This is a genomic window from Streptomyces sp. NPDC046727 (genome assembly GCF_040645635.1).
Taxonomy (GTDB): domain Bacteria; phylum Actinomycetota; class Actinomycetes; order Streptomycetales; family Streptomycetaceae; genus Streptomyces.
This window is the reverse complement of the sequence record NZ_JBEYYR010000067.1, coordinates 1-19752: the sequence shown is the minus strand read 5'-3', so window position 1 is coordinate 19752 and position 19752 is coordinate 1. Positions and strand designations below refer to the sequence as shown.

Annotated in this window: 16 protein-coding genes and 1 pseudogene; 7 read left to right on the top strand and 10 right to left on the bottom strand. The window is 71.2% G+C overall.

Going from position 1 to position 19752, the window contains the following annotated elements:
• Nucleotides 1-9: 9 nt before the first annotated feature.
• Nucleotides 10-2292, bottom strand: a complete 2283-nt coding sequence (locus tag ABZ937_RS41855) for an MMPL family transporter (RefSeq protein WP_361700674.1) — start codon at nt 2290-2292, stop codon at nt 10-12.
• Between the two features lie 260 nt (nt 2293-2552).
• Between ABZ937_RS41855 and ABZ937_RS41850 the strand changes: the two are divergent.
• Nucleotides 2553-2741, top strand: a pseudogene (locus ABZ937_RS41850) (DnaB-like helicase C-terminal domain-containing protein); the annotation flags it as partial.
• 333 nt (nt 2742-3074) lie between these two features.
• Here the strand turns inward: ABZ937_RS41850 and ABZ937_RS41845 are convergent.
• Nucleotides 3075-3641 carry a dihydrofolate reductase family protein gene (locus ABZ937_RS41845; protein WP_361700671.1) on the bottom strand — a complete coding sequence of 189 codons (567 nt, stop codon included), beginning with the start codon at nt 3639-3641 and terminating at the stop codon, nt 3075-3077.
• Nucleotides 3642-4103: 462 nt separating this feature from the next.
• On the opposite strand from ABZ937_RS41845, the gene ABZ937_RS41840 reads away from it, so the two are divergent.
• The gene (locus ABZ937_RS41840) at nt 4104-5021 is read left to right on the top strand and encodes an NADP-dependent oxidoreductase (RefSeq protein ID WP_361700669.1); all 918 of its coding nucleotides are present in this window, start codon (nt 4104-4106) and stop codon (nt 5019-5021) included.
• 238 nt (nt 5022-5259) lie between these two features.
• Nucleotides 5260-5859 carry a GNAT family protein gene (locus ABZ937_RS41835; protein WP_361700666.1) on the top strand — a complete coding sequence of 200 codons (600 nt, stop codon included), beginning with the start codon at nt 5260-5262 and terminating at the stop codon, nt 5857-5859.
• 118 nt (nt 5860-5977) lie between these two features.
• Here ABZ937_RS41835 and ABZ937_RS41830 read toward each other — a convergent pair whose 3' ends face one another.
• The 8 genes from ABZ937_RS41830 to ABZ937_RS41795 all read right to left on the bottom strand — a co-directional run bounded on the left by ABZ937_RS41830 (nt 5978) and on the right by ABZ937_RS41795 (nt 14984).
• On the bottom strand, nt 5978-6502 hold the full coding sequence (locus tag ABZ937_RS41830; RefSeq protein WP_361700663.1) for a hypothetical protein: 525 nt from the start codon (nt 6500-6502) through the stop codon (nt 5978-5980).
• Nucleotides 6503-6813: 311 nt separating this feature from the next.
• The gene (locus tag ABZ937_RS41825) at nt 6814-8247 is read right to left on the bottom strand and encodes an aminobutyraldehyde dehydrogenase (protein ID WP_361700661.1); all 1434 of its coding nucleotides are present in this window, start codon (nt 8245-8247) and stop codon (nt 6814-6816) included.
• Nucleotides 8240-9562, bottom strand: a complete 1323-nt coding sequence (locus ABZ937_RS41820) for an NAD(P)/FAD-dependent oxidoreductase (RefSeq protein ID WP_361700658.1) — start codon at nt 9560-9562, stop codon at nt 8240-8242. The genes ABZ937_RS41825 and ABZ937_RS41820 overlap by 8 nt, the downstream gene beginning before the upstream one ends.
• Before the next feature lie 27 nt (nt 9563-9589).
• A complete protein-coding gene (locus tag ABZ937_RS41815; protein WP_361700655.1) occupies nt 9590-10669 on the bottom strand; it encodes an ABC transporter ATP-binding protein in 1080 nt (359 codons plus the stop codon).
• A 3-nt stretch (nt 10670-10672) separates the two neighbouring features.
• On the bottom strand, nt 10673-11554 hold the full coding sequence (locus ABZ937_RS41810) for an ABC transporter permease (protein ID WP_361700653.1): 882 nt from the start codon (nt 11552-11554) through the stop codon (nt 10673-10675).
• Complete coding sequence (locus ABZ937_RS41805) at nt 11551-12387, bottom strand: ABC transporter permease (RefSeq protein WP_361700650.1); 837 nt, start codon at nt 12385-12387, stop codon at nt 11551-11553. Before ABZ937_RS41805 ends, ABZ937_RS41810 begins: the two co-directional genes overlap by 4 nt.
• A 107-nt stretch (nt 12388-12494) precedes the next feature.
• Nucleotides 12495-13619, bottom strand: a complete 1125-nt coding sequence (locus ABZ937_RS41800) for a spermidine/putrescine ABC transporter substrate-binding protein (protein ID WP_361700647.1) — start codon at nt 13617-13619, stop codon at nt 12495-12497.
• Nucleotides 13620-13790: 171 nt separating this feature from the next.
• Nucleotides 13791-14984 carry an aromatic ring-hydroxylating dioxygenase subunit alpha gene (locus ABZ937_RS41795; RefSeq protein WP_361700644.1) on the bottom strand — a complete coding sequence of 398 codons (1194 nt, stop codon included), beginning with the start codon at nt 14982-14984 and terminating at the stop codon, nt 13791-13793.
• 537 nt (nt 14985-15521) lie between these two features.
• Here ABZ937_RS41795 and ABZ937_RS41790 point away from each other — a divergent pair.
• The 4 genes from ABZ937_RS41790 (at nt 15522) to ABZ937_RS41775 (ending at nt 19592) form a co-directional block, all read left to right on the top strand.
• Nucleotides 15522-15956, top strand: a complete 435-nt coding sequence (locus tag ABZ937_RS41790; RefSeq protein WP_361700642.1) for a hypothetical protein — start codon at nt 15522-15524, stop codon at nt 15954-15956.
• Nucleotides 15953-17248, top strand: coding sequence for an NADH-ubiquinone oxidoreductase-F iron-sulfur binding region domain-containing protein (locus tag ABZ937_RS41785; protein ID WP_361700640.1), 1296 nt, complete (start codon nt 15953-15955; stop codon nt 17246-17248). The genes ABZ937_RS41790 and ABZ937_RS41785 overlap by 4 nt, the downstream gene beginning before the upstream one ends.
• 96 nt (nt 17249-17344) lie before the next feature.
• A complete protein-coding gene (locus ABZ937_RS41780; protein WP_361239287.1) occupies nt 17345-17536 on the top strand; it encodes a ferredoxin in 192 nt (63 codons plus the stop codon).
• Nucleotide 17537: 1 nt separating this feature from the next.
• A complete protein-coding gene (locus ABZ937_RS41775; protein ID WP_361700637.1) occupies nt 17538-19592 on the top strand; it encodes an acetate--CoA ligase family protein in 2055 nt (684 codons plus the stop codon).
• Nucleotides 19593-19752 lie beyond the last annotated feature (160 nt).

Below are 19752 nucleotides of genomic sequence, written 5' to 3'. Positions count from 1 at the left end.
CCTTCGAAGCTACGGAAATCCGCAGGCCGGGAGATCGGAGCCGGGGTGGATCACGGGTGGAACCGCTGCTCGGCCCGCCTCCATCCACGGGTGGCCCGTCGCAGCGGATGCCTGCGTCTGGGAGGTGAGTGCGGCGCCCTCGACGTCGACTCGGGGCAGTGCCTTGTCGAGCCACCGGGGCAGCCACCATGCCTTGTCCCCCAGCAGGTCGAGTACGGCGGGCACCAGGGCCATGCGGACGACGAAGGCGTCGAAGAGGACCGCGACAGCGAGACCGAACCCGATCGTCTTGATCATGGACTCTCCGGACCCGACGAAGCCGGAGAACACCGCCATCATGATCACGGCCGCGGCGCCGACCACGCGGGCGCTGTGCCGGAAGCCGCTCACCACGGCTTGGCCGGGGCGCTCACCGTGGACGTACGCCTCGCGCATGCGGGAGACGAGGAAGACCTCGTAGTCCATGGCCAGGCCGAACACGATGCCCACCAGGAAGATCGGCATGAGGCTCATGATCGGGCCGGTCTGCTCCACGCCCAGCAGTTCGGCGCCCCAGCCCCATTGGAAGACCGCGACGACCGTCCCGAGCGAGGCGAGTACCGACAGCAGGAATCCGAGAGCCGCCTTGATGGGCACGAGAATCGAGCGGAAGACGATCAGGAGCAGCAGCAGGGTCAGCAGCACGATGACGGCCAGGTAGGGCACCAGGGCGTCCTGAAGGGCCTGTGCGACGTCGATGTTCATCGCCGTGCTGCCGGTGACCTCGAACGTCGCGCCGGTGTCCGCCTCCAGATTGGGACGTTCCGCCCGGATGGTCTGAACGATGTCCTTCGTGGCCTCCTCGTTCGGGCCGGTCGCCGGCACCGCGGAGAAGAGCGCGGCGTCCCCGGCCTCATTGAACCGCAGAGGCGTGACGGACACGACTCCTTCGGTGTCCTTGATCTGTTCGGCCATCGTCGCCGCGGCCGCCTGCGGGTCCGCGGCTCCCTTGACGTCGGCGACGATGGTCAGCGGTCCGTTGAAACCCGCACCGAAGCCGTGGGCCAACGCGTCGTAGGCGCGTCGCTCCGTCGTCGACGTGGGCTTCGCCTCGGCGCCGGGCATGCCCATCTCCAGCTGAGTGGCGGGCAGCGCCAGGGCTCCCAGACCGGTCACGCCCAGCAGAAGGACCGCCACGGGTCGCCTCATCACAAAGCACGCCCACCGGGTCCCCCAACTGCCGGCGGTCCCGGAGCGGCGCCCGGTGCCGCCGTCCCGCTTGCCGGGCTTGCGGGCCTTACGGGACAGGACGGCGTTCGGCCACATCCCGAGCAGCGCGGGCACCAGGGTCAGGGCGACCAGGACGCCGATGGCGACCGTTCCGGCGGCGCACAGACCCATCTTGGTCAGCATCGGCACGCCGGCCACGGACAGGCCGGCGAGCGCGATGATCACGGTCAGACCGGCGAAGACCACGGCGGAACCGGCCGTGCCGACCGCGAAGCCCGCCGCTTCCCGCGGGTCGTGTCCGTTCGCGCGTTCCTCGCGGTAGCGGGAGACGACGAAGAGTGCATAGTCGATGCCGACCGCGAGCCCCAGCATCGAGGCGAGCGTGCCAGTGGTCATGGACAGCCCCAGGGCGCTGCCGAGAGCGAGGATCGCGCACATGCTGACACCGACGCCGATGACGGCGGTGAGCAGCGGCAGCCCGGCCGCGGCCAGGGAGCCGAAGGTGATCAGCAGGACGACGGCGGCGAGGACGATGCCGATCGCCTCGGCCGGACCCCCTGCGGCTGGCTGCGAGGCGAGAGCGGTGCCGCCCACCTCCACCGTGAGCCCCGCTTCGCGGGCCTGGGCGACGGCCTTTTCGAGGCTGTCCTTGCTGGCTTCGCTCAGGTCGTCAGCCTTGACCTTGTAGTTGACCGTGGCGTATGCGGTCGAGGCGTCCTTGCTGACCGCGTGGGCCTTGAAAGGGTCGACGGCGCTGTCCACCTGTGTGCCCTCGGCGACCGTGGACACCAGCTCGCCGATGGCGGCCTGGTTCTCGTCGGCCGTCACCTTCTCCCCGCCGGGGGCGATGAAGACGATGCGGGCGTTGGCGCCGTTGGCGTCCGAGCCGGGGAATCGCTCACCGATGAGGTCGAACGCCTTCTGGGCCTCGATGCCGGGCATGAACGACGTGCCGTCGTCACTGGCGGCCGGGGCCTTGGCGGCGCCGAGGCCGACACCGCCGAGGACCACCACCCACAACAGGGTCACGAGCCAGCGCCGCCGGAAGGCCGTCCGGCCCAGTCGGTACAGGAAGGTAGCCACGAGAAAGGTCTCTCCAAAGTGCGTTCTCAGGTAGGTACCCAGGCTGTCCTTCCAGGTGCCGGCGGAGCATCGTGCCGGTGCCGTGACCTGGTCCTCGTGGCCGTGCAGCAGGCAAGGGACCGTCCTCGTGCGAGACGAGGACGCCGTTCTCATACCTGAGGATGACCGCGGGGCGAAGAAGCGCGGCCACGGCATCTCTTCCGGGGCGGCAGCCGGGCCCGGCCGGCGGGCCCGTCAGCACTCGGCGAGGGCATCGGCGTTCAGGGGCCCTTGAGGACAACGCGGACATGGTGATCCTCATCCACCGCGAGGACGCCTACGAAAAGGAGTCCCCTCGTGCCGGCGAGGCCGACCTGATCGTGGCCAAGCACCGGCACGGCTCCACCGCCACCATCACGGTCGCCTTCCAGGGCCACTACTCCCGCTTCGTCGACATGGCCCAGACATAGCCCTGATGTGGGATCTCATTTCCCGTGTCGGAATCTCACGGTCGATGTCGGACGGAAGTCGGATCCGACACCGCGAGGGAGACACCGCAGTTCAGCGGGGTGTGGCGTTGACACGGTCGGCGGCGACGGCGATTTCCGACACGAAGCCGAGACGCCGAGCGGCCGACACGACGTGAGACAGCGGACAGACCTGCAGGTCACGAGACCGACGTCCGACGCGAGCCGCGAGACCCGACACCTGACCTGTAGGGTCTCGCGGCTGATGTCGTAATCGCACGGGCCGTGTCGTACCGATACGACATCACCGTGGGACCAGCGCGTGGGTACTGCTGCTCAGCGCCTCGTCTCGTACCTGGTCAGGACCACGCCGCCGGGAAACGTCCGCGTCTCCACCAGGTTCAGGTTCACCCAGCTGTCCAGCGCGGTGAAGAACCGCGTGCCGCTGCCCACCAGGACCGGATGGGCGGCGATCACGTACTCGTCGATCAGCCCGGCGCGCATGGCCGCCCCGGCGAGCGTTGCGCCGCCGATGTTCATCGGGTCGCCGTCCTCGGCCTTGAGCCGGGTGATCTCGGCGATCGCGTCGCCGGTGACCAGGCGGGTGTTCCAGTCGACCTTGTCGATCGTCGAGGAGAACACCACCTTCGGCGTGTTCCGCCAGTTCCGCGCGAACTCGATCTCCGCCGGGGTGGCGCCCGGCTGCTGGTCGCCGGTCGGCCAGTAGGAACTCATCGTCTCCCATAGCTTGCGCCCATACAGGGACAGGCCACTCGCCTGCTCGTGGTCGAGCCACCACTGGAACAGCTCGTCGCTCGGCGGTCCGCTCCAGCCGATGTCGTCGCCGGCCGCGGCGATGTAGCCGTCCAGGGTCAGGTTCATTCCGTAGATCAGTTTCCGCATGGCGCAGCCTTCCGTCCGTGGGTGTCCGGCGTATGGACCAGCGCGGCGCGGGAAACTCATCGGTGCGCGATCTGGGCTCGCCGGTGGTCCTCGGGCTCGGGGCTCAGCGTCGTGTACTCGGCCGACTCGGGCAAGCCGCCTGATCTCGACCTCGCCCTCGTGAGGAAATGCCACGGATTTGAGACTGATCATGGGTGACAAGGCGGTGAGACGGCCAAGAACGTCGCACGAGCCGTGTCGTACCGATGTCGTCTACGACATCGCCGTGAGACTAGCGCGTAGGTGGGTGTTGCTGCCCTGGGTGTGTGGTGCTCGTCGAGCTCCGGTGGGACTCGACGCGTTTCAGTGGTCCATCCGTCTGTGGTGACGGATCTTGTTGCCGTTCCTCTGCGGGCCAATCAGCCCACTCCATGGCTTGGGTGGCGCACAGAGCCGGCGAGCACGAGATATACGGAGGTACCAGTGAAGGCAATCGTCGCGACGGATCCGGCCGCGGAAGCAGCCGGGATCACACTCGCGGAGCGGCCTGAGCCGACGCCGGCGATCAACGACGTCGTCGTTGAAGTCCATGCGTCGGGCTTCGTCCCCGCGGAGTGGGAGTGGCCCTCGACGTGGGTCGATCGCGCCGGTCGCGATCGAGCCCAGGCGATCATCGGCCACGAGTTCGCCGGAGTGGTCACCTCCCTCGGCTACGGCACGACGGGGCTCTCGCTGGGACAGCGGGTGTTCGGGATCACGGACTGGCACCGCGATGGAACCCTGGCCGAGTACGCGGCCGTGGAGGCACGCAACCTGGCGCCGCTGCCGGGGAACGTCGACTTCACGGTGGGTGCGAGCCTGCCGATCTCCGGCCTGACCGCGTGGCAAGGTCTGTTCCAGCACGGTCGTCTTCAGGCGGGGCAGAGCGTCCTCGCACACGGCGCCGCCGGCGCAGTCGGGTCTGTGGTTACGCAGCTCGCCCGGGAGTTCGGCGCCTACGTCATCGGTACCGGGCGGGCGGCGGACCGCCAGGCGGCGCTCGACTTCGGCGCGAACGAGTTCCTCGACCTCGCCACCGAGGATCTCGACGACATCGGCGGGGTCGACGTGGTCTTCGATGTCATCGGCGCTGACGTCCAAAGGCGCTCGGCGAGAATCATCCGGCCTGGCGGGACGCTGGTGTCGGTGGTCGGGCCTGTTGAGGCTCGCCCTGTCGACGGCTTGGCGGTCGACTTCGTCGTCGAGTCCGTTCCGAGTCAGCTGGTGGAGATCGTCGACCGGGTGCGGGACGGGCGCCTTCGCACACACATCGGAACCGTCGCGACCCTCGACGACGCCGTCCCTGCGCTCAACCCGACCGAGCGGCGCAAGGGCAAGACCGTCATTCGCGTGCGCCCCTGAGCGCCCTGGAATGGGCCAACAGCGGTGGTGGGCTGGACGACCGCTGACCTTCCCGGTGTCGGGCGAGGAAATGCCACGGACTTGAGACTGATCATGGTGATACGGCCGTGAGAAACCAAGAAAGCGCTGACTGTGATGGAGACTGGCCCAGTTCCTGACAGGAGTCCGGCTCCCTGAGGGGGCCACTGCGGCGAAAACGGACGTGACAAGGCGATGCCTGCCGAGGAAGACTCTCGTCGTGCGCGATCGTGTAGATGCTCCCTCTGGCCTGGTGTTGCGGAGATGGACGACTGCGGATGCCTGGGCGGTGATGACCGCGTTCGCGGATCCACTCATGCGCGGACAGTCCATCGAGCCGGTTGATTCTGTTCAGACTGCCGAGCGGTGGATAACGGCTCGTGGTGACCAGTGGGCTGCGGATTCCGCCTATTCCTTCGCCGTCGTCGATGGTGGTGGCCTCGTTCTCGGCCAGGTGTGTGTCGGCTCGGTGGATCGGCGTCATGCCGTTGGATGGGTGTCCTACTGGACGACGGCGACGGCTCGTGGCCGGGGCATAGCTTCCCGTGCCTGCTGTGCTGTGGCCCGCTGGGCTTTCGACGATGCGGGACTCTTCCGGCTGGAGCTTGGGCACCGGGTGAACAATCCCGCCTCGTGCGGTGTGGCTCGCGCCGCTGGCTTCGCGGTGGAAGGACAGCAACGACAGAAGCTCGAATACGACGGTGTCCGCTTCGACGTGGAACTCCATGCACGTCTGGCAACGGATACGGAGCCGGTGTCGTTATGGGAGGGCGGTGGGGACGGCCCGCTGCCCGTGAGGGGCGACGGGCCGTCGGGTTAATGCCCGTATCAGCTGACCTTGGCGGGTTCTTCAGCTCGGGCTCGGGTGCTGGCGAGTCGATAGGGGCCGGCCGGTCGATCCGGGCGGCCGTCGCCTGTTCGTCGGCAGGCAGTGCTGATCAGGCGCCGGCCTCGTGGGGTTCGTGGGGGAGGCCGTCGTCCAGGACGATGCGAACGGCATCGCCTTGTCCGGTGACGTCGGTGAGTTCGGACGCGATGCGGTTGTAGGAGGTCACGGCCATGGCCCAGTCGCCCTCCAGCGGGGTGGCCGTGGAGCGGGTGTTCCACAGCTCGATCAGCAGGGCGATGAGGGAGCGACCGGACAGGACGGTTCGGACGCGGCCCTCCTTGAAGTCCTCCACGGCAGGCGGGGTGCCGAAGTGGCTGTGGTCGACGGCCAGGGCAGCGAGCCACTCCCACGTGTCGCGGTGCGCGATCAGTTCCGCGGAGGCCACGCCGGCGGCCTTCAGCAGAAGGACACCGTGGCCGACTTGCGGGTCCTCCGCGCTGGCGGATGCCTGTGGTGTGGCACCGGAAGGCTGGGCGTGGGAAGCGCCCTTGCCCTGGTAAGCGGCCTCGATGGCGTTCTTGAGAGCGAGGTCCTGCTCCTGGTCGGGCTGCGGCTGGCACTCAGTGTTTTCCACGGTTCCCCCCTGGGAGTCGGTGTCCGATGAGACGGCCGGATGGACTGCGGCGGGATGGGAGCCGTAGTTGGTCTCCGCCCCGGGCTCCGGCGGCGAAGCGGTCTCCTCGGGACGCATAGCCACGGCCACCTCAGCAGACCCACTCAACCCGAAGTCGGTATCAATCCAAATAATTTGAAATACGGGCTAAACGCTCCATAAGGCGGGAAAGGGAGGGGCGGATTGCCCAGCCCTGAGTGTCGCGAGATACGAACACCTGTCAGATGTCCGATCCAGCCACCGTCAGGCGGTGCGGCGTGGCCTACCGCCCCTCACAACATGACGTGCTTGACCTGTGTGTAGTCGAGCAGGCCGGTGAGGGACAGGTCGCTGCCGTAGCCGGAGTGACGCACTCCGCCGTGTGGCATCTCCGAGACTGTCGTGCCATGGGTGTTGACCCAGACGATGCCGGTGTGCAGTGCCCGACTCGCGCGCATGGCCCGGTCGTAGTCACGTGTCCAGACGCTCGCGGCCAGCCCCTGAGGAACGGCATTGGCCATGCGGAGGGCTTCGGCTTCCTCGGCGAACGGCTGGACGGTGACGACCGGGCCGAACACCTCGCTGCGTACGATCTCGTCCTCCTGCCGGACCCCGGCCACCACCGTGGCTCGGTGGAAGTAGCCCGGCCGGGGCACCGGCGTGCCACCGGTGACGACCTGTGCGTGGTCCGGCAGGCGCTCCAGTAGACCGCGCACGGTGGCGAGTTGGGCGGCGTTGGCCAGCGGTCCGAAGTCGGCGTGCTCGTCGTCGGGCGCGCCGGGCACCCGCTGTGCCGCCCGGCCGGCGAAGGCGTCCAGGAAGGCGTCGTGGATCCGCTCGTGGACGAGGACCCTGGTGGCGGCCGTGCAGTCCTGCCCGGCGTTGTAGAAGGCCAGCGACGACAACTGCTCGACTGCGTCAGCGAGATCGGCGTCCTCGTGGACCAGCACCGGTGCGTTGCCGCCGAGTTCGAGGTGCAGCCGCTTGAGGTCGGCGGACGCCGCCGCGGCGATCTCCTGGCCGGCGCGGACGCTCCCGGTGACGGCGACCATCCGTACCCGCGGATGGGCGACGAGGGACCGTCCGGTGTCGCGGTCGCCGCACACGACGTTGAGCACGCCGGGCGGCAGGTGCTCGGCGGCCAGCCGGGCGAGGAGCGCGGCGGAGGAGGGCGTGGTGTCGGACGGTTTCAGGACGACGGTGTTGCCGGCGGCCAGCGCGGGGGCGACCTTCCAGACGGCCATCATCAGGGGGTAGTTCCACGGGGTGATCTGGCCGCAGACACCGACCGGCTCGCGGCGCAGGACGGAGGTGCGGCCCGGGGTGTACTCGGCGGCCGCGGCGCCCGGAAGGTTCCGGGCCGCTCCGGCGAAGTACCGCAACACGTCCACGAGCGCGGGCAGTTCGTCCGCCAGGAAGAGAGCGCGTGGCTTGCCCGTGTCGGTCACCTCGGCGCTCGCCAGCGCGTCCGCCTCCCGCTCCAGGGCGTCGGCGATGCGCAGCAGCGCGGTCTGCCGCTGCGCCGGCGTCGTCACCGACCAGCCGTGGAACGCCTCGTCGGCCGCCCGGCAGGCAGCGTCCACGTCCTCGGCGCCGGAGAGCGGGGCCGTGCCGTGCCGCTGTCCGCTTGCCGGGTCGATCAGCGGCAGCACCGCACCGGAGGCGGCCGGTACCTCCTTGCCGTCGATGTGGTTCAGGACGGTCGTGAGCCGTACGGTGTCAGCCACGGTGCAAGGCCTCCTCGGCGGCGGCACGGCCGGTGCGGACGGCGCCCTCCATGTATCCGGCGACCCACTGGTCGGAGCCGCAGACGTAGAACGGCGGTTCGTGGGTGCCGTGCAGCGGACCGACGGCCATGACCTCGCCCGGCGGCCACTGGGTGACGTAGCCCTGGGTCCACGGGTCGGTGCCCCACAGCCGCAGATGGCAGGCGGTCGGCCGGAGCGCCTCGTCGCCGAACATGCCGGCCATCTCGGCGAGCAGCTCGGGGGTGCGTAGCTGGGGTGGGGTGCCGAGCAGCACGCCGTACCGCTCGGGCGGGATCAGCGCCGACAGGATGCCCTCGTTCTGCGGCCAGGTGCTGCCAAGGAGGCCCTCGGTCTCGGACAGGGCGTTCAGGTCGTCGTCCCGCCAGAAGGGACGGTCGTACACGGCGGCGAACTTCGCGGCGACCGCCTGGCGTTGCCGGTGCAACGAGGCGAGCCGGGCCTCGCTCACGCCGCTGATGGCGAGATCCCGCAGCGGTCCCACGGGCAGGGCGCTCACCACGGCGCCGGCGGTGAGGATCTCGCCGGTGACCAGGCGGACGGAGCAACGGCCGGGGCGTACGTCCAGGGCGGCGGCGGGCGATCCGAGCCGGACGCGGGGGCGCAGCTCGCGGCCGAGGACCTCGGCGAGCGTCGCCGATCCTTCCGCGAGCCGCAGCCCCTCCCAGTCGTCGTAGTCGTAGTCGCCCGTGCCGCCGTGACCGGGGACCGCCGCGCTCTTGCGCAGCGCGGCCAGCAGCGAGATCCGCTCGTACGAGCCACCCGCCAGGGCGAGTTGACCGATGTCCCACAGGCGCACCACGGCCGGCGAGGCGTGCCGGGAGCGCAGCCAGTCGGCCACGGACAGCCGGTCCAGGGCGGCCGCGTCCGGATGCGACCAGGGGTCGTCGGGATCGACGGTGGCGGCGAGCGCGGTGAACTCCGCGCCCAGCCGCTCGTGCACCAGCCCGTCCCCGGGGCCGAACCAGTGCGGCGGATCGCCGGCCGAGCGGCCCTCCGGCGTGGCACGGGTGATCCGGCCGGGCTCGGCGACATAGCTGGGGACCAGTTCCAGGCCCAGTTCCTTGGCGAGTTGGAGATAGGCGGTGTGCCCGTGGCCGACCACTTCCCCGCCCAGCTGGACGGTGCGACCGTCGGGTGCCCGGGTCTGCTCGACCCGGCCGCCGACGCGGTCCCGGGCCTCCAGGACGAGCACGTCGGTGCCGGCGACGGCCAGGTCCCGGGCCGCGGCGAGCCCGGCGAGACCGGCGCCGAGCACGATCACGTCGTGATGCATGAGCTTCGCTTTCGTCGTGGAGTGGGGTCAGGCCAGGACCAGGCAGTGTTCGGGCCGCCAGCCGAACTCCACCGTCTCGCCGCCGCTCCAGCGGTCCTCCATGCGGGCCCGGGCCGTGTTCTGCTCCAGGACGGACAGCGTGACGCCGGGGGCGAGTTCGATCAGGTAGGTCGTGGTCGGGCCGCTGTAGACGGTTTCACGGATGACACCGCTCAGCATCGACATGCCCGTTTCGAAGTCCGACAGCCAGATCTTCTCGGGCCGCACGGACACGCTGACGGCGGTGCCGTCCGCGATGCCGGTGCGGGCGCCGACCGCCAGGGCGGGCCCCTGGTCCAGGGTGACCTCGCCGCCCCGGTAGGTGCCGCTCATCAGGTTGGAGGTGCCCATGAAGGAGGCGACGAAGCGGGTGGCGGGATGCTCGTAGACGTCCTCGGGGGTGCCGCACTGTTCGATGCGGCCCTCGTTCATCACGGCGATCCGGTCGGACATGGTCAGCGCCTCGTCCTGGTCGTGGGTGACGAAGACGAAGGTGATGCCGACCTCGCGCTGGATCTGCTTGAGCTCCACCTGCATCTGGCGGCGCAGCTTCAGGTCGAGGGCGGCCAGCGGCTCGTCGAGGAGGAGGACGGCCGGGCGGTTGACGAGCGCACGGGCGAGGGCGACGCGCTGGCGCTGGCCCCCGGAGAGCGTACGGGGCTTGCGGTCGGCGAGGCCGGCGAGCTGGACCAGTTCCAGCATCTCGCCGACGCGCCGGCGGATCTCCGCCTTGCCGACGCCCTTGCGCTTGAGACCGAAGCCGACGTTGTCGGCGACGCTCAGATGGTCGAACAGCGCGTAGCTCTGGAAGACCGTGTTGACGTTCCGCCTGTTCGGCGGCAGCGCGGTCACGTCCTCACCGGCCAGCAGCACCGAACCCTCGGTGGGGTCGCTGAACCCCCCGATCATGCGCAGCGAGGTGGTCTTGCCGCAGCCGGAGGGGCCCAGCAGGGAGAAGAAGTGACCGGCCTCGATGTCGAGGTCGAGGCGGTGCACGGCGTAGGAGTCGGCGAACTGCTTGGAGACGCCGTCGAGCCGGACGGCCGGGGTCGCTTCGGTCGCGTCCATGAGTCACTCCCCGGAGAGGATGTCGAGGCCGCCGCGGCGGCCGAAGAGGCGCGGGATGAACAGGGCCAGGGCGATCAGGCCGATGGATCCCGCGAGCATCAGCGTGCCGACCGCGTTGATGGTGGGCTGCACGCCGAATCGGATCGCCGAGTAGATCCGCACCGACAGCGGCTGGGGATCGACGCCGGTGGTGAAGTAGGCGAGGACGAAGTCGTCGAAGACCAGCGCGAAGATCAGTACGGCACTGGCCAGTACGGCGGGCAGCAGGGCCGGCAGCGTCACCAGCCGTACCGCCTGCCAGCGGGTGGCGCCGAGGTCCATCGCGGCCTCCTCCACCTCCGGGTTCAGCGCGGCCACCCGGGAGCGGAGGATGACGGTGACGTAGGAGATGGAGAAGGTGATCTCGGCGAGCATCACCGTGCCGGTGGACAGGGCCACGCCCAGGCCCTTGAACAGGAGCATCGAGGCGACGCCGGTGACGATCTCCGGCGTGATCAACGGCACCAGCATGACGAGCCCGGCCAGCGAGCCGAGCCGGGTGCGGCAGCGGACCAGGCCGAGCGCGAGCGCCACCCCGAGGACGACCGAACCGGCCATCGCCACCAGGGAGATCCGCAGGCTGGTGCCCAACGACGCGATGATGACGTCGTCGTGGACGAAGGCCCGGTACCAGCGCAGGCTGAACCCGCCGAAGACGGTCAGGGACTTCTTGGAGTTGAAGGAGTAAAGGGCCACGACGGCGATGGGCAGGTAGAGCAGCGCGAAGAAGAGCCCGGTGACCGCGACGAGGATGCGTGGCTTGCGGTCGGCGCGGCCGCGCCGCGAGCGGGTCCGGGCGGCGGGACGGGCCGCGGCGGCGGTGGAAGGGAGCTTCAGCAGGGTCATCGGCGGGCCTCCGCCTCGTCCTTGCGGGTGCGCCGCAGATAGCCGAACATCCCGATCAGCAGCACCAGCATCAGCAGCATCGTGAGTGCGGAGCCCAGCGGCCAGTTCTGGCCCTGGAAGAACTTGTCCTGGATGAGGTTCCCGATCATGATCTGGTCCGGTCCTCCCATGAGCTGGGCGCTGACGAAGTCGCCCATGGCGGGCAGGAAGACCAGCACGAGTCCGGCCGCCGCGCCCTGCCGGGTGGCGGGCAGGGTGACGAAGAAGAAGGTGCGGACCGGGCCGCCGTACAGGTCGCGGCCGGCCTCGATGAGGGAGACGTCCAGCCGTTCCAGGGCCGCGTACAGCGGGATGATCATGAAGACGACGAAGCCGTAGACGAGTCCCGCGACGACGCCGACGCCGGTGTTGAGGATCTTCGTGCTTCCGTCGGCCAGTCCCACGGCGCGCAGGGCGCGCAGGACGGGGCCGTCGTCGGAGAGGACCACCGACCAGCCGTACATGCGGACCAGGTAGTTGGCGAAGAACGGCACCACGATCGCGGCGATCAGGGCGTGCTTGTACCGGCCGCCGTGCAGGGCGATGGTGTACGCCACCGGGTAGGCGATGAGCAGGCAGATCGCGCAGGTCAGCAGGGCGTAGCCGAGGGAGCGGGCCAGGACCTCGGTGTAGGCCGGGTCGGCGAGGGCGCGCAGGGCGGACAGGTCGAAGCCGAAGCGCGGGTTGCCGAGGTCGTCGGTGGTGCCGACCGCGAGGACGGCCACGAGGACCAGCGAGGCGATCAGGAAGCCGGTCATCCACAGCGTGCCCGGCAGCATGAACCAGACCCACATCCGGTTTCCGGCGGTGTCCCGGCGGCGGGTGCGTGCGGAAGAGCGGGTGCGGGTGCGTGAGGAAGGGCGGATGCGAGGGCGTGAGGAGGGGCGGATCACTGCCATGGTCAGCCCGCCTTCACATGTGTCCAGGCGGTGTCGCGGGCGTCCTCCGCCGCGCGGCCGCCGTTGCGGAAGAACAGGTCCGCCTTCAGGTCGTCCTGGGTGACCAGGCACTCGGGGAAGGGTTCGACCAGCTGGGCGTAGACCTTCTCGGAGCCGGCCACCGGCATCGGGTATCCGATGTACTCGATGTTCTTCTTTACGTTCTCCGGCCGCAGCATGTAGTCGATGAACAGCATCGCCGTGCCCGGATGCGGGGCGTTCCAGGGGATGGCGTAGCAGTCGGAGTTGATCGGCGTGCCCTCCCTGGGGGCCTGGAAGCCGAACACGGAGGGGTCCTTGGCCTGGTTGAGCATGGCGGCCATGTCGCCGCTCCACGCCTGGGTCATCACCGCGTTGCCGTTGAGGAGATTGTTGTAGCTGTCGCTGGAGAAGCCCCGCAGCCGCGGGCGCAGGGTGCTCAGCAGGGAGGTGATCCGGTCGAGGTCGCCGGTGTTCCCGGTGCTGACGCCCAGGCCGAGTTCGAGGGCGCCCATGCCGAGGACCTCGTCGCGGTCGTCGAGCAGGAACACCTTGCCCCGGGCCTTGTCGCTCCACAGGTCCCGCCAGGATCCGGTCAGTTCGCCGATCCTGTCGCGGCGCCAACCGATGCCGGTCTTGTACGCGGTGAAGGGGACCGTGTGCGCGGAGCCGGGGTCGTACCAGGGGTCGGCGAAGTAGGTGTACGTGCCGAACACCGCGTGGGAGTGGGTGAGCTGGGAGTGGTCGATACGACGCAGCCGGCCGCCGTGCACCAGGCGCTGGGCCCACTTGGCGCTGGGGAAGATGATGTCGTAGCGGTTGCCGGCGTTGAGCTTGGCGACCATGCCTTCCATGGAGTCGAAGTTCGACTGGACGACGTTGACGCCGTACTCCTTCTCGAAACCCTTGAACACGGACGGGTCGACGTAGTCGGCCCAGTTGAAGTAGACGAGATCGCCGTCGACGCGCGCCTTGACCGGGGCGAGCTGCCGGGCGTCGGGCTTCTTCGCGGGCATGAACCCGCAGCCGCCTGCCGCGGCGCCGAGCAGGCCGCAGGCGCCTGCCCGGAGCACGGCGCGTCGGGTGGGTGGGGGTACCTCGGGGGACACGGAACGTCCTCTCCGTCGAGGAACGGCACAACTCCAGGGCTGGACCGGCTGGTCGGCTCACGGAGGCCCTGACTCCGTAGTGAAGGCCGGTCTGGGGAGGTGCGTGCGCGCGTCAGCGGGGGAGGGGTAAGTCCGACCCGGGGCGGACGGTGTACGGCGCGCGGGAGGACGTCACTGCGCGGCCCCTTCCCGGTCGTCCCCCGCCAGGTCGTCCCGGACCCGGCGGGCGAACCAGCCGACCGCGGCCTCGCGCTGGGACAGCGGACCCGGCTCGAACCCGGGCGTGCGCAGTCCGGCCTGCACGCGCTCCACCAGCTCGGCGTCCTCGTCGTTGGTGACCCAGCCGATGTGGATGTTCAGCCGCCGGGCCAGCCTGGTGCGGACGCTCTCCCCGTGCCGGGTGTAGAAGCCGCCGGGAATCGCCGCCCGGTCCTGGGCGGTGGGCAGGGCGGTCCACGCGAGCACGTGGTCAGGGTAGAAGTCGATCAGCGTGTTCGGATAGATCACGGCGTAGCGCCACACCCGCCGGTCGGCCTCGGTCAGGCCGGGCATCGGGGTGGCGAGCCGCTGGTAGAGCCGCTCGGTCCAGTTCGAGGAGGGCTTGTCGCGTAGCGGTGACTCGAACAGGACGTAGTTCTCCCGCACGTCCACCGTGTACGCCTGGTAGTCCAGCAGCCGCATCAGCGCGGGGTGCGCCACGGGGACGTGGTAGCCCTCCAGATAGTTGTCGACGATCACCTTCCAGTTGGCGTTCTGCTCCTCGCCGCCCGCCAGGTCGTGGATGCGGTGCCTGCCGACGGGTACGAGGGCGGGGCCGGCGTAGCGACCGACGGCCGTGGCGAGCCCGGCGCAGGTCTCCGCGAGCGGGGTCGCCTCCATGTCGAGGTTGACGAAGACGAAGCCGAGGAAGGACTCCACGTTGACGGGGTGCAGTCCGAGCCGGGGCTTGTCCAGGCAGGGGATGCGGCGCGCCTCGGGAGCGCCGACGAGGCGTCCGTCGAGCTTGTAGGTCCAGCCGTGGTACGGGCAGCGGATCGCCTTGCCGGCCGGCTCGGGGGAGGTGACCAGGCGGGTTCCGCGGTGTCGGCAGACGTTGAGGTGGGCGGCGAGGCTGCCGTCCTCGGTGCGGACGACGAGCACCTCGCGGCCGGCCGCGGTGGCGGTCAGCCGGGCGCCGGGTCCGGGGAGGTCGGATTCGTGGCAGACGAGCTGCCAGGCCTTGGCGAAGATCCGGTCGGTCTCGGCCTCGGCGATGGCCGGATCGGTGTAGTAGCGGGCCGGAAGGGCCTCTCCGGGATGCTCCGGGGGCGGCTCCGGCGGGGCAGGGGAGACGGGGTCGGCTGCCCGTGTGGTCGAGGGATGCATGGGGTCCTCCTCCGCGCCGCGGCGGCGGCGATGAGCGGTGAGGCTGTGGCCGGAACGGGCGGCGGGTACGACGCCGGGAAAGGCGTGGCGGACCTGCCGGGATCCGGCTGACTAATTGGTTAGTCAGAGTGCGGCGGCGGCCGGATCGAGTCAAGACTTGTGGCCTGACTAATTAGTTAGTTAGTCTCGTGGCAGGCGGAAGGCCCGGGCTCGCAGACGGCCGCCCCGGGCACGTTCCGCAAGCCCGCGGACCACCGTCCGCCCCCCATCGGCCGCCCAGATCCGGCCACCACGGACCCGGCCGGTGGACAGCGCCGGCCGTGCGCCCCGCTCGGATCCGGACACCCGTCGCTGTCCCCGTCCACCCCCCGTCGACCTCTGTCCACGCCGTGCCCGGTCACGGCCGGTCACCCCGCACGGCTCCCCGCCCGGCTCGTCACGGCGGTGAGCATTCCGTCCCCGCCATGGCCGCCCGCACCATCGCCGCGCCACCCCGTCTCCGGAGCACCCGGAAACGGTGCGACCCCGGAGGCACGCATGAGCGCTCGCCGAAGTCTCGTATGGCTCGGCCTCACGCCGGAGCCCGAACAGGAACTGCCCGCCGCGGTCGCCGCCCTGCGCGCCCGGGCGGACGATCACCCCCCGGCGGACCTCGTGGCCGCCGAGCGGCACCGCGTCGAGCGGCTCGTGCTGCGCGGCACGCACCACGGCTGGCTGCGCTACCTCCGCGAGGTCACCGACCTGGTCGTCGAGGCCGCGACGGGACCCACGACCACCGACCCGCGGTCGGCGCTGCTGGCCGGCGAGGTCGTCCTCGACCACCACCGCATGCTGATCGGCCTCCCCGGGGCCGGATACGCGCGTACGGCCACACAGCGGCGCGATCTGGAACGGGCGCTGGCGCGGCTGAGAACCAGCGACAACACCGGCCTCTCCAGCCACAGCCACTCCGATCCCAGGAGCACCGCATGACCGGCGTCTTCTCCCTCCTCCCCGACGGCCGGCCAGGACTCCTCGCCCCGCTGCTGTCCGGCGCCTGGCTGTCCGGCGGCAGCGAGGACGTCTCCCGGTACCTCGCCGCGGGCGGTTACGCACCGCTGACCGCGCCCGACCGGCTGCTCGACCGCATCGCGGCTGCGGGGCTGCGCGGCCGTGGCGGCGCCGGATTTCCCGCCGCCGTCAAGATCCGTGCCGTCCGCGACGCACCGGGCAGGGCCGTCGTCGTCGCCAACGGTGAGGAGGGCGAGCCGGGCTCGGTGAAGGACCGCTGGCTGCTGCGGCACCGGCCGCACACGGTCCTGGACGGCATCCGCCTGGTCGCGGCCATGACCGGCGCCGAGCGCGGCTGCGTGTACCTCTCCGACGAGCCCGCCGAGCGGGCCGTGCACCGGGCACTCGCAGAGTGTCCCCCCAGGTTGCGCATCGACGTCGTCCGCACGGAGCACACCTACGTCGCGGGGGAGGAGACCGCGGTCGTACGACGCATCGACGGCGGCCCGGCGCTGCCCACGGCGAAACCCCCGCGTCCCTTCGAGAGCGGAGTCGGCGGCGCGCCCACCCTCGTCGCCAACGTGGAGACACTGGCACGCATCGCGCTGATCTACTCGCGCCCCGAGGCCGCGCTCGCCGTCGCCGGCACCCATCTGGTGACCCTCTCGGGTGCCGGTGCCGGTGCCGGTGCCGGTGCCGGTGCGCGGGCGGGTGCCGGTGTCGCGCCCGCGCTGGCCGAGGTGCCCGCGGGTACGCACCTGAAGGTCCTCGCCGACCTGTGCGGGCACGGCACAGCCGAGGCAGTCCTGCTGGGCGGCCTCTTCGGCGGCCTGCACGGCCCGGGCTGGACGGACCTGCCGCTCGACCACGACGGCCTGCGCTCCGCCGGCGCGGCCCTCGGCTGCGGAGCGCTGCACTTCCTGCACCCGGACGACTGCCCGGTCGGCGTGGCCGGCGAGGCCGCCGCCTACCTCGCGGCGCAGAGCGCCAGACAGTGCGGGGTGTGCGTCGCCGGCACCGGGGCGCTGGCCCGCACCCTCACCAGCCTCGCCCGCGGCCGGGCGGGCGCCGACTCGGCCGACCAACTCCACCGCTGGTCACGGCAACTGCCCGGCCGCGGGGCCTGCGGCCTGCTCGACGCCGGCGCCCGCATCGTCGCCACCCTCCTCGCCCACTTCCCCGACCGCGTCGACGCCCACCGCCGCGCCGCCTGCCGCGCCTGTGCCGGCGCGGCACCCGAGGACGGCCGCCGCTTCACGGTGCCGGTGCCCTGAGCCGCGTCCGGCCCCCGTGAGCCGCATCCGGGTCGCTCAGCCGCCTCCGTATCCCCGCCACGCACCCTCACCCCGCCACACCGAAAGGAACGCACCATGAAACTCCTGCTGGACTCCACCCGCTGCCAGGGCTACGGCCTCTGCCAGGAACCCGCGCCCGAGCTGGTCGACCTCGATGAGTGGGGCTACGCGCAGGTGCGCGCCACCGAAGTGCCCGACGGCGGCGAGGGCGTCGCCGAAGCGGCCGTCGCCGCGTGCCCCAACTCCGCGCTGCGGCTGGTGAAGTGAGATGGGACGTGACCTGTCGGCCCTCTTCGACCCCGTCTCCGTCGCCGTCGTCGGAGCCAGCGACGACCCCGCGAAATACGGCCACGCCATCGCCGCGCAGGCCGTCCGCGCGAACGGCCGCCGCCCCGTGCACCTGGTCAACCGGCGCGGCGGCACGGTGCTCGGCCGCCTGGCCGCGCCCAGCCTGAGCGCCATCGGTGAACCCGTCGACCTGGCGGTGGTCTCCGTGCCCGCCGCGGGCTTCGAGGACGCCGTCGACGAGGCCCTGCGGTGCGGCGCGCGGGCCATCGTGGCGATCACCGCCGGCTTCGCGGAGACCGGTGACGCGGGCCGGGCCCGCCAGCAGGCCGTCGCCGAACGCGTGCGTGCCGCCGGTGCCGTGATGGTCGGGCCCAACTGCCTGGGCATCGCCGACAACACCACAGACCTCTTCCTCGCCTCCGACACCTTCACCCCCGGCGGGGTCGCGCTCCTCAGCCAGAGCGGCAACCTCGCCCTCGAACTCCAGCTCCGCTTCGCCCCGCACGGACTCGGCTTCTCCCGCTTCGTCTCCCTCGGCAACCAGGCCGACGTCACCCTCGTCGACCTGCTCGCCGACTGCGCCCGGCACGAGGGCACCCGGGCCATCGCCGTCTACGCCGAGGACTTCGCCGACGGCCGCGCCTTCGCCGAGGCGGCCGCCGGCGCCGGCAAGCCCGTGGTGCTGCTCACCGCCGGACGCGGCGACGCCTCCGCGCGCAGCGCCCAGTCGCACACCGGCGCGCTGACCACCTCGGCCGACGTGGTGACCGCGGCCTGCCGCGACGCCGGTGTGGAACTGGTCGCCACTCCCCGCGAACTCACCGTCTCCTTGGCCGCGTTGACCAGTGCGCGCCGGGCGTCCGGCCGCCGGGTCGCCGTACTCACCGACGGCGGCGGCCACGGCGTCATCGCGGCGGACGCCGTCGAGGCGGCCGGCCTGACCGTGCCCGAACTCCAGGAGCCGACCCGGCGACAGCTGCGCAACGCCCTGTGGGAACAGTCCGCGGTCGCCAACCCCGTGGACCTCGCCGGGATGGGCGAGCAGGACCCCGGCTCGTACGCGGAGACCGTCGCCGCGCTGCTCGCCGCCGAGGAGGTCGACGCCGTCCTGATGACCGGTTACTTCGGCGGTTACGCGGCCGCCGAAGGCGGGCTCGGCGGGGGCGGCACGGTGCTCGCGGACGGGGAGCAGGAGGCCGCGCGTCTCATCGCCGCCCGGCACCGCGCCACCGCGAAACCGGTCGTGGTGCAGTCCATGTATCCCGAGTCTCCCAGCTGCCGCACCCTCGCCGCAGCCGGCATCCCGGTCTTCGCCGCCACCGAGGACGCCGCCCGCGCCCTCGCCGCGACGGCACCCGGCGCGCGGCGCGCAGCCGTCACACCGCTTCCGCCCCCCGCGTCCCCCCTGCGCGAGAGCGGTTACATGGAGACCCGCCGATCCCTCGAAGAAGCCGGACTCGCCTTCCCGGTCGCGCGCGAGATTCACGACGAGGCCGAACTGCTGGCCGCCGCCCAGGAGTTCACCGGACCCTACGTCCTCAAAGCCCTCCATGTGCTGCACAAGTCCGACGCGGGCGGCGTGGCACTGGGCCTGGCCGGACCGGACGAACTGCTGGCAGCCTTCCTGGAGATGCATGCCCGGCTCGGCGCCTCCGCCTACTCCATGGAAGCCATGGCGGACCTGACCGACGGCATCGAGCTGATCGTCGGCGTCAACCGCGACCCGCGCTTCGGCCCGGTCGCCATGGTGGGCCTCGGCGGAGTGCTGGCCGAGGCACTGCACGACGTCGCCTTCAGCCTCGCGCCCGTCCCCGCCGACCGCGCCCTGCACCTCCTGCGCGGACTGCGCACCGCCGCCCTGCTCGACGGAGTGCGCGGCCGCCCGCCCGTCGACATCGCCGCCGCGGCGGCGGCCGTCGAGACGATCACCGCGTTCGCCGCCGCCCACCCGGAGATCGCCGAGATCGAGGTCAACCCCCTTCTCGTACGCCCCCACGGAGTCCTCGCCCTGGACTCCCGAGCCGTACTCGCCTGACCGGCACTCCCCCCCCCCGCCCCGCGCCGGGCCGCCCCCCCCCGGGGCGCGCCCCCGGGCGCCGGGGGGGCCGGGGGGCCGGGGCCCCCCCGCGCCCCCACGGCCATGACAAAGGCGGTCGTGAGGACGACCGCCGGACCCCATCTGTGCCGCGTTCTCC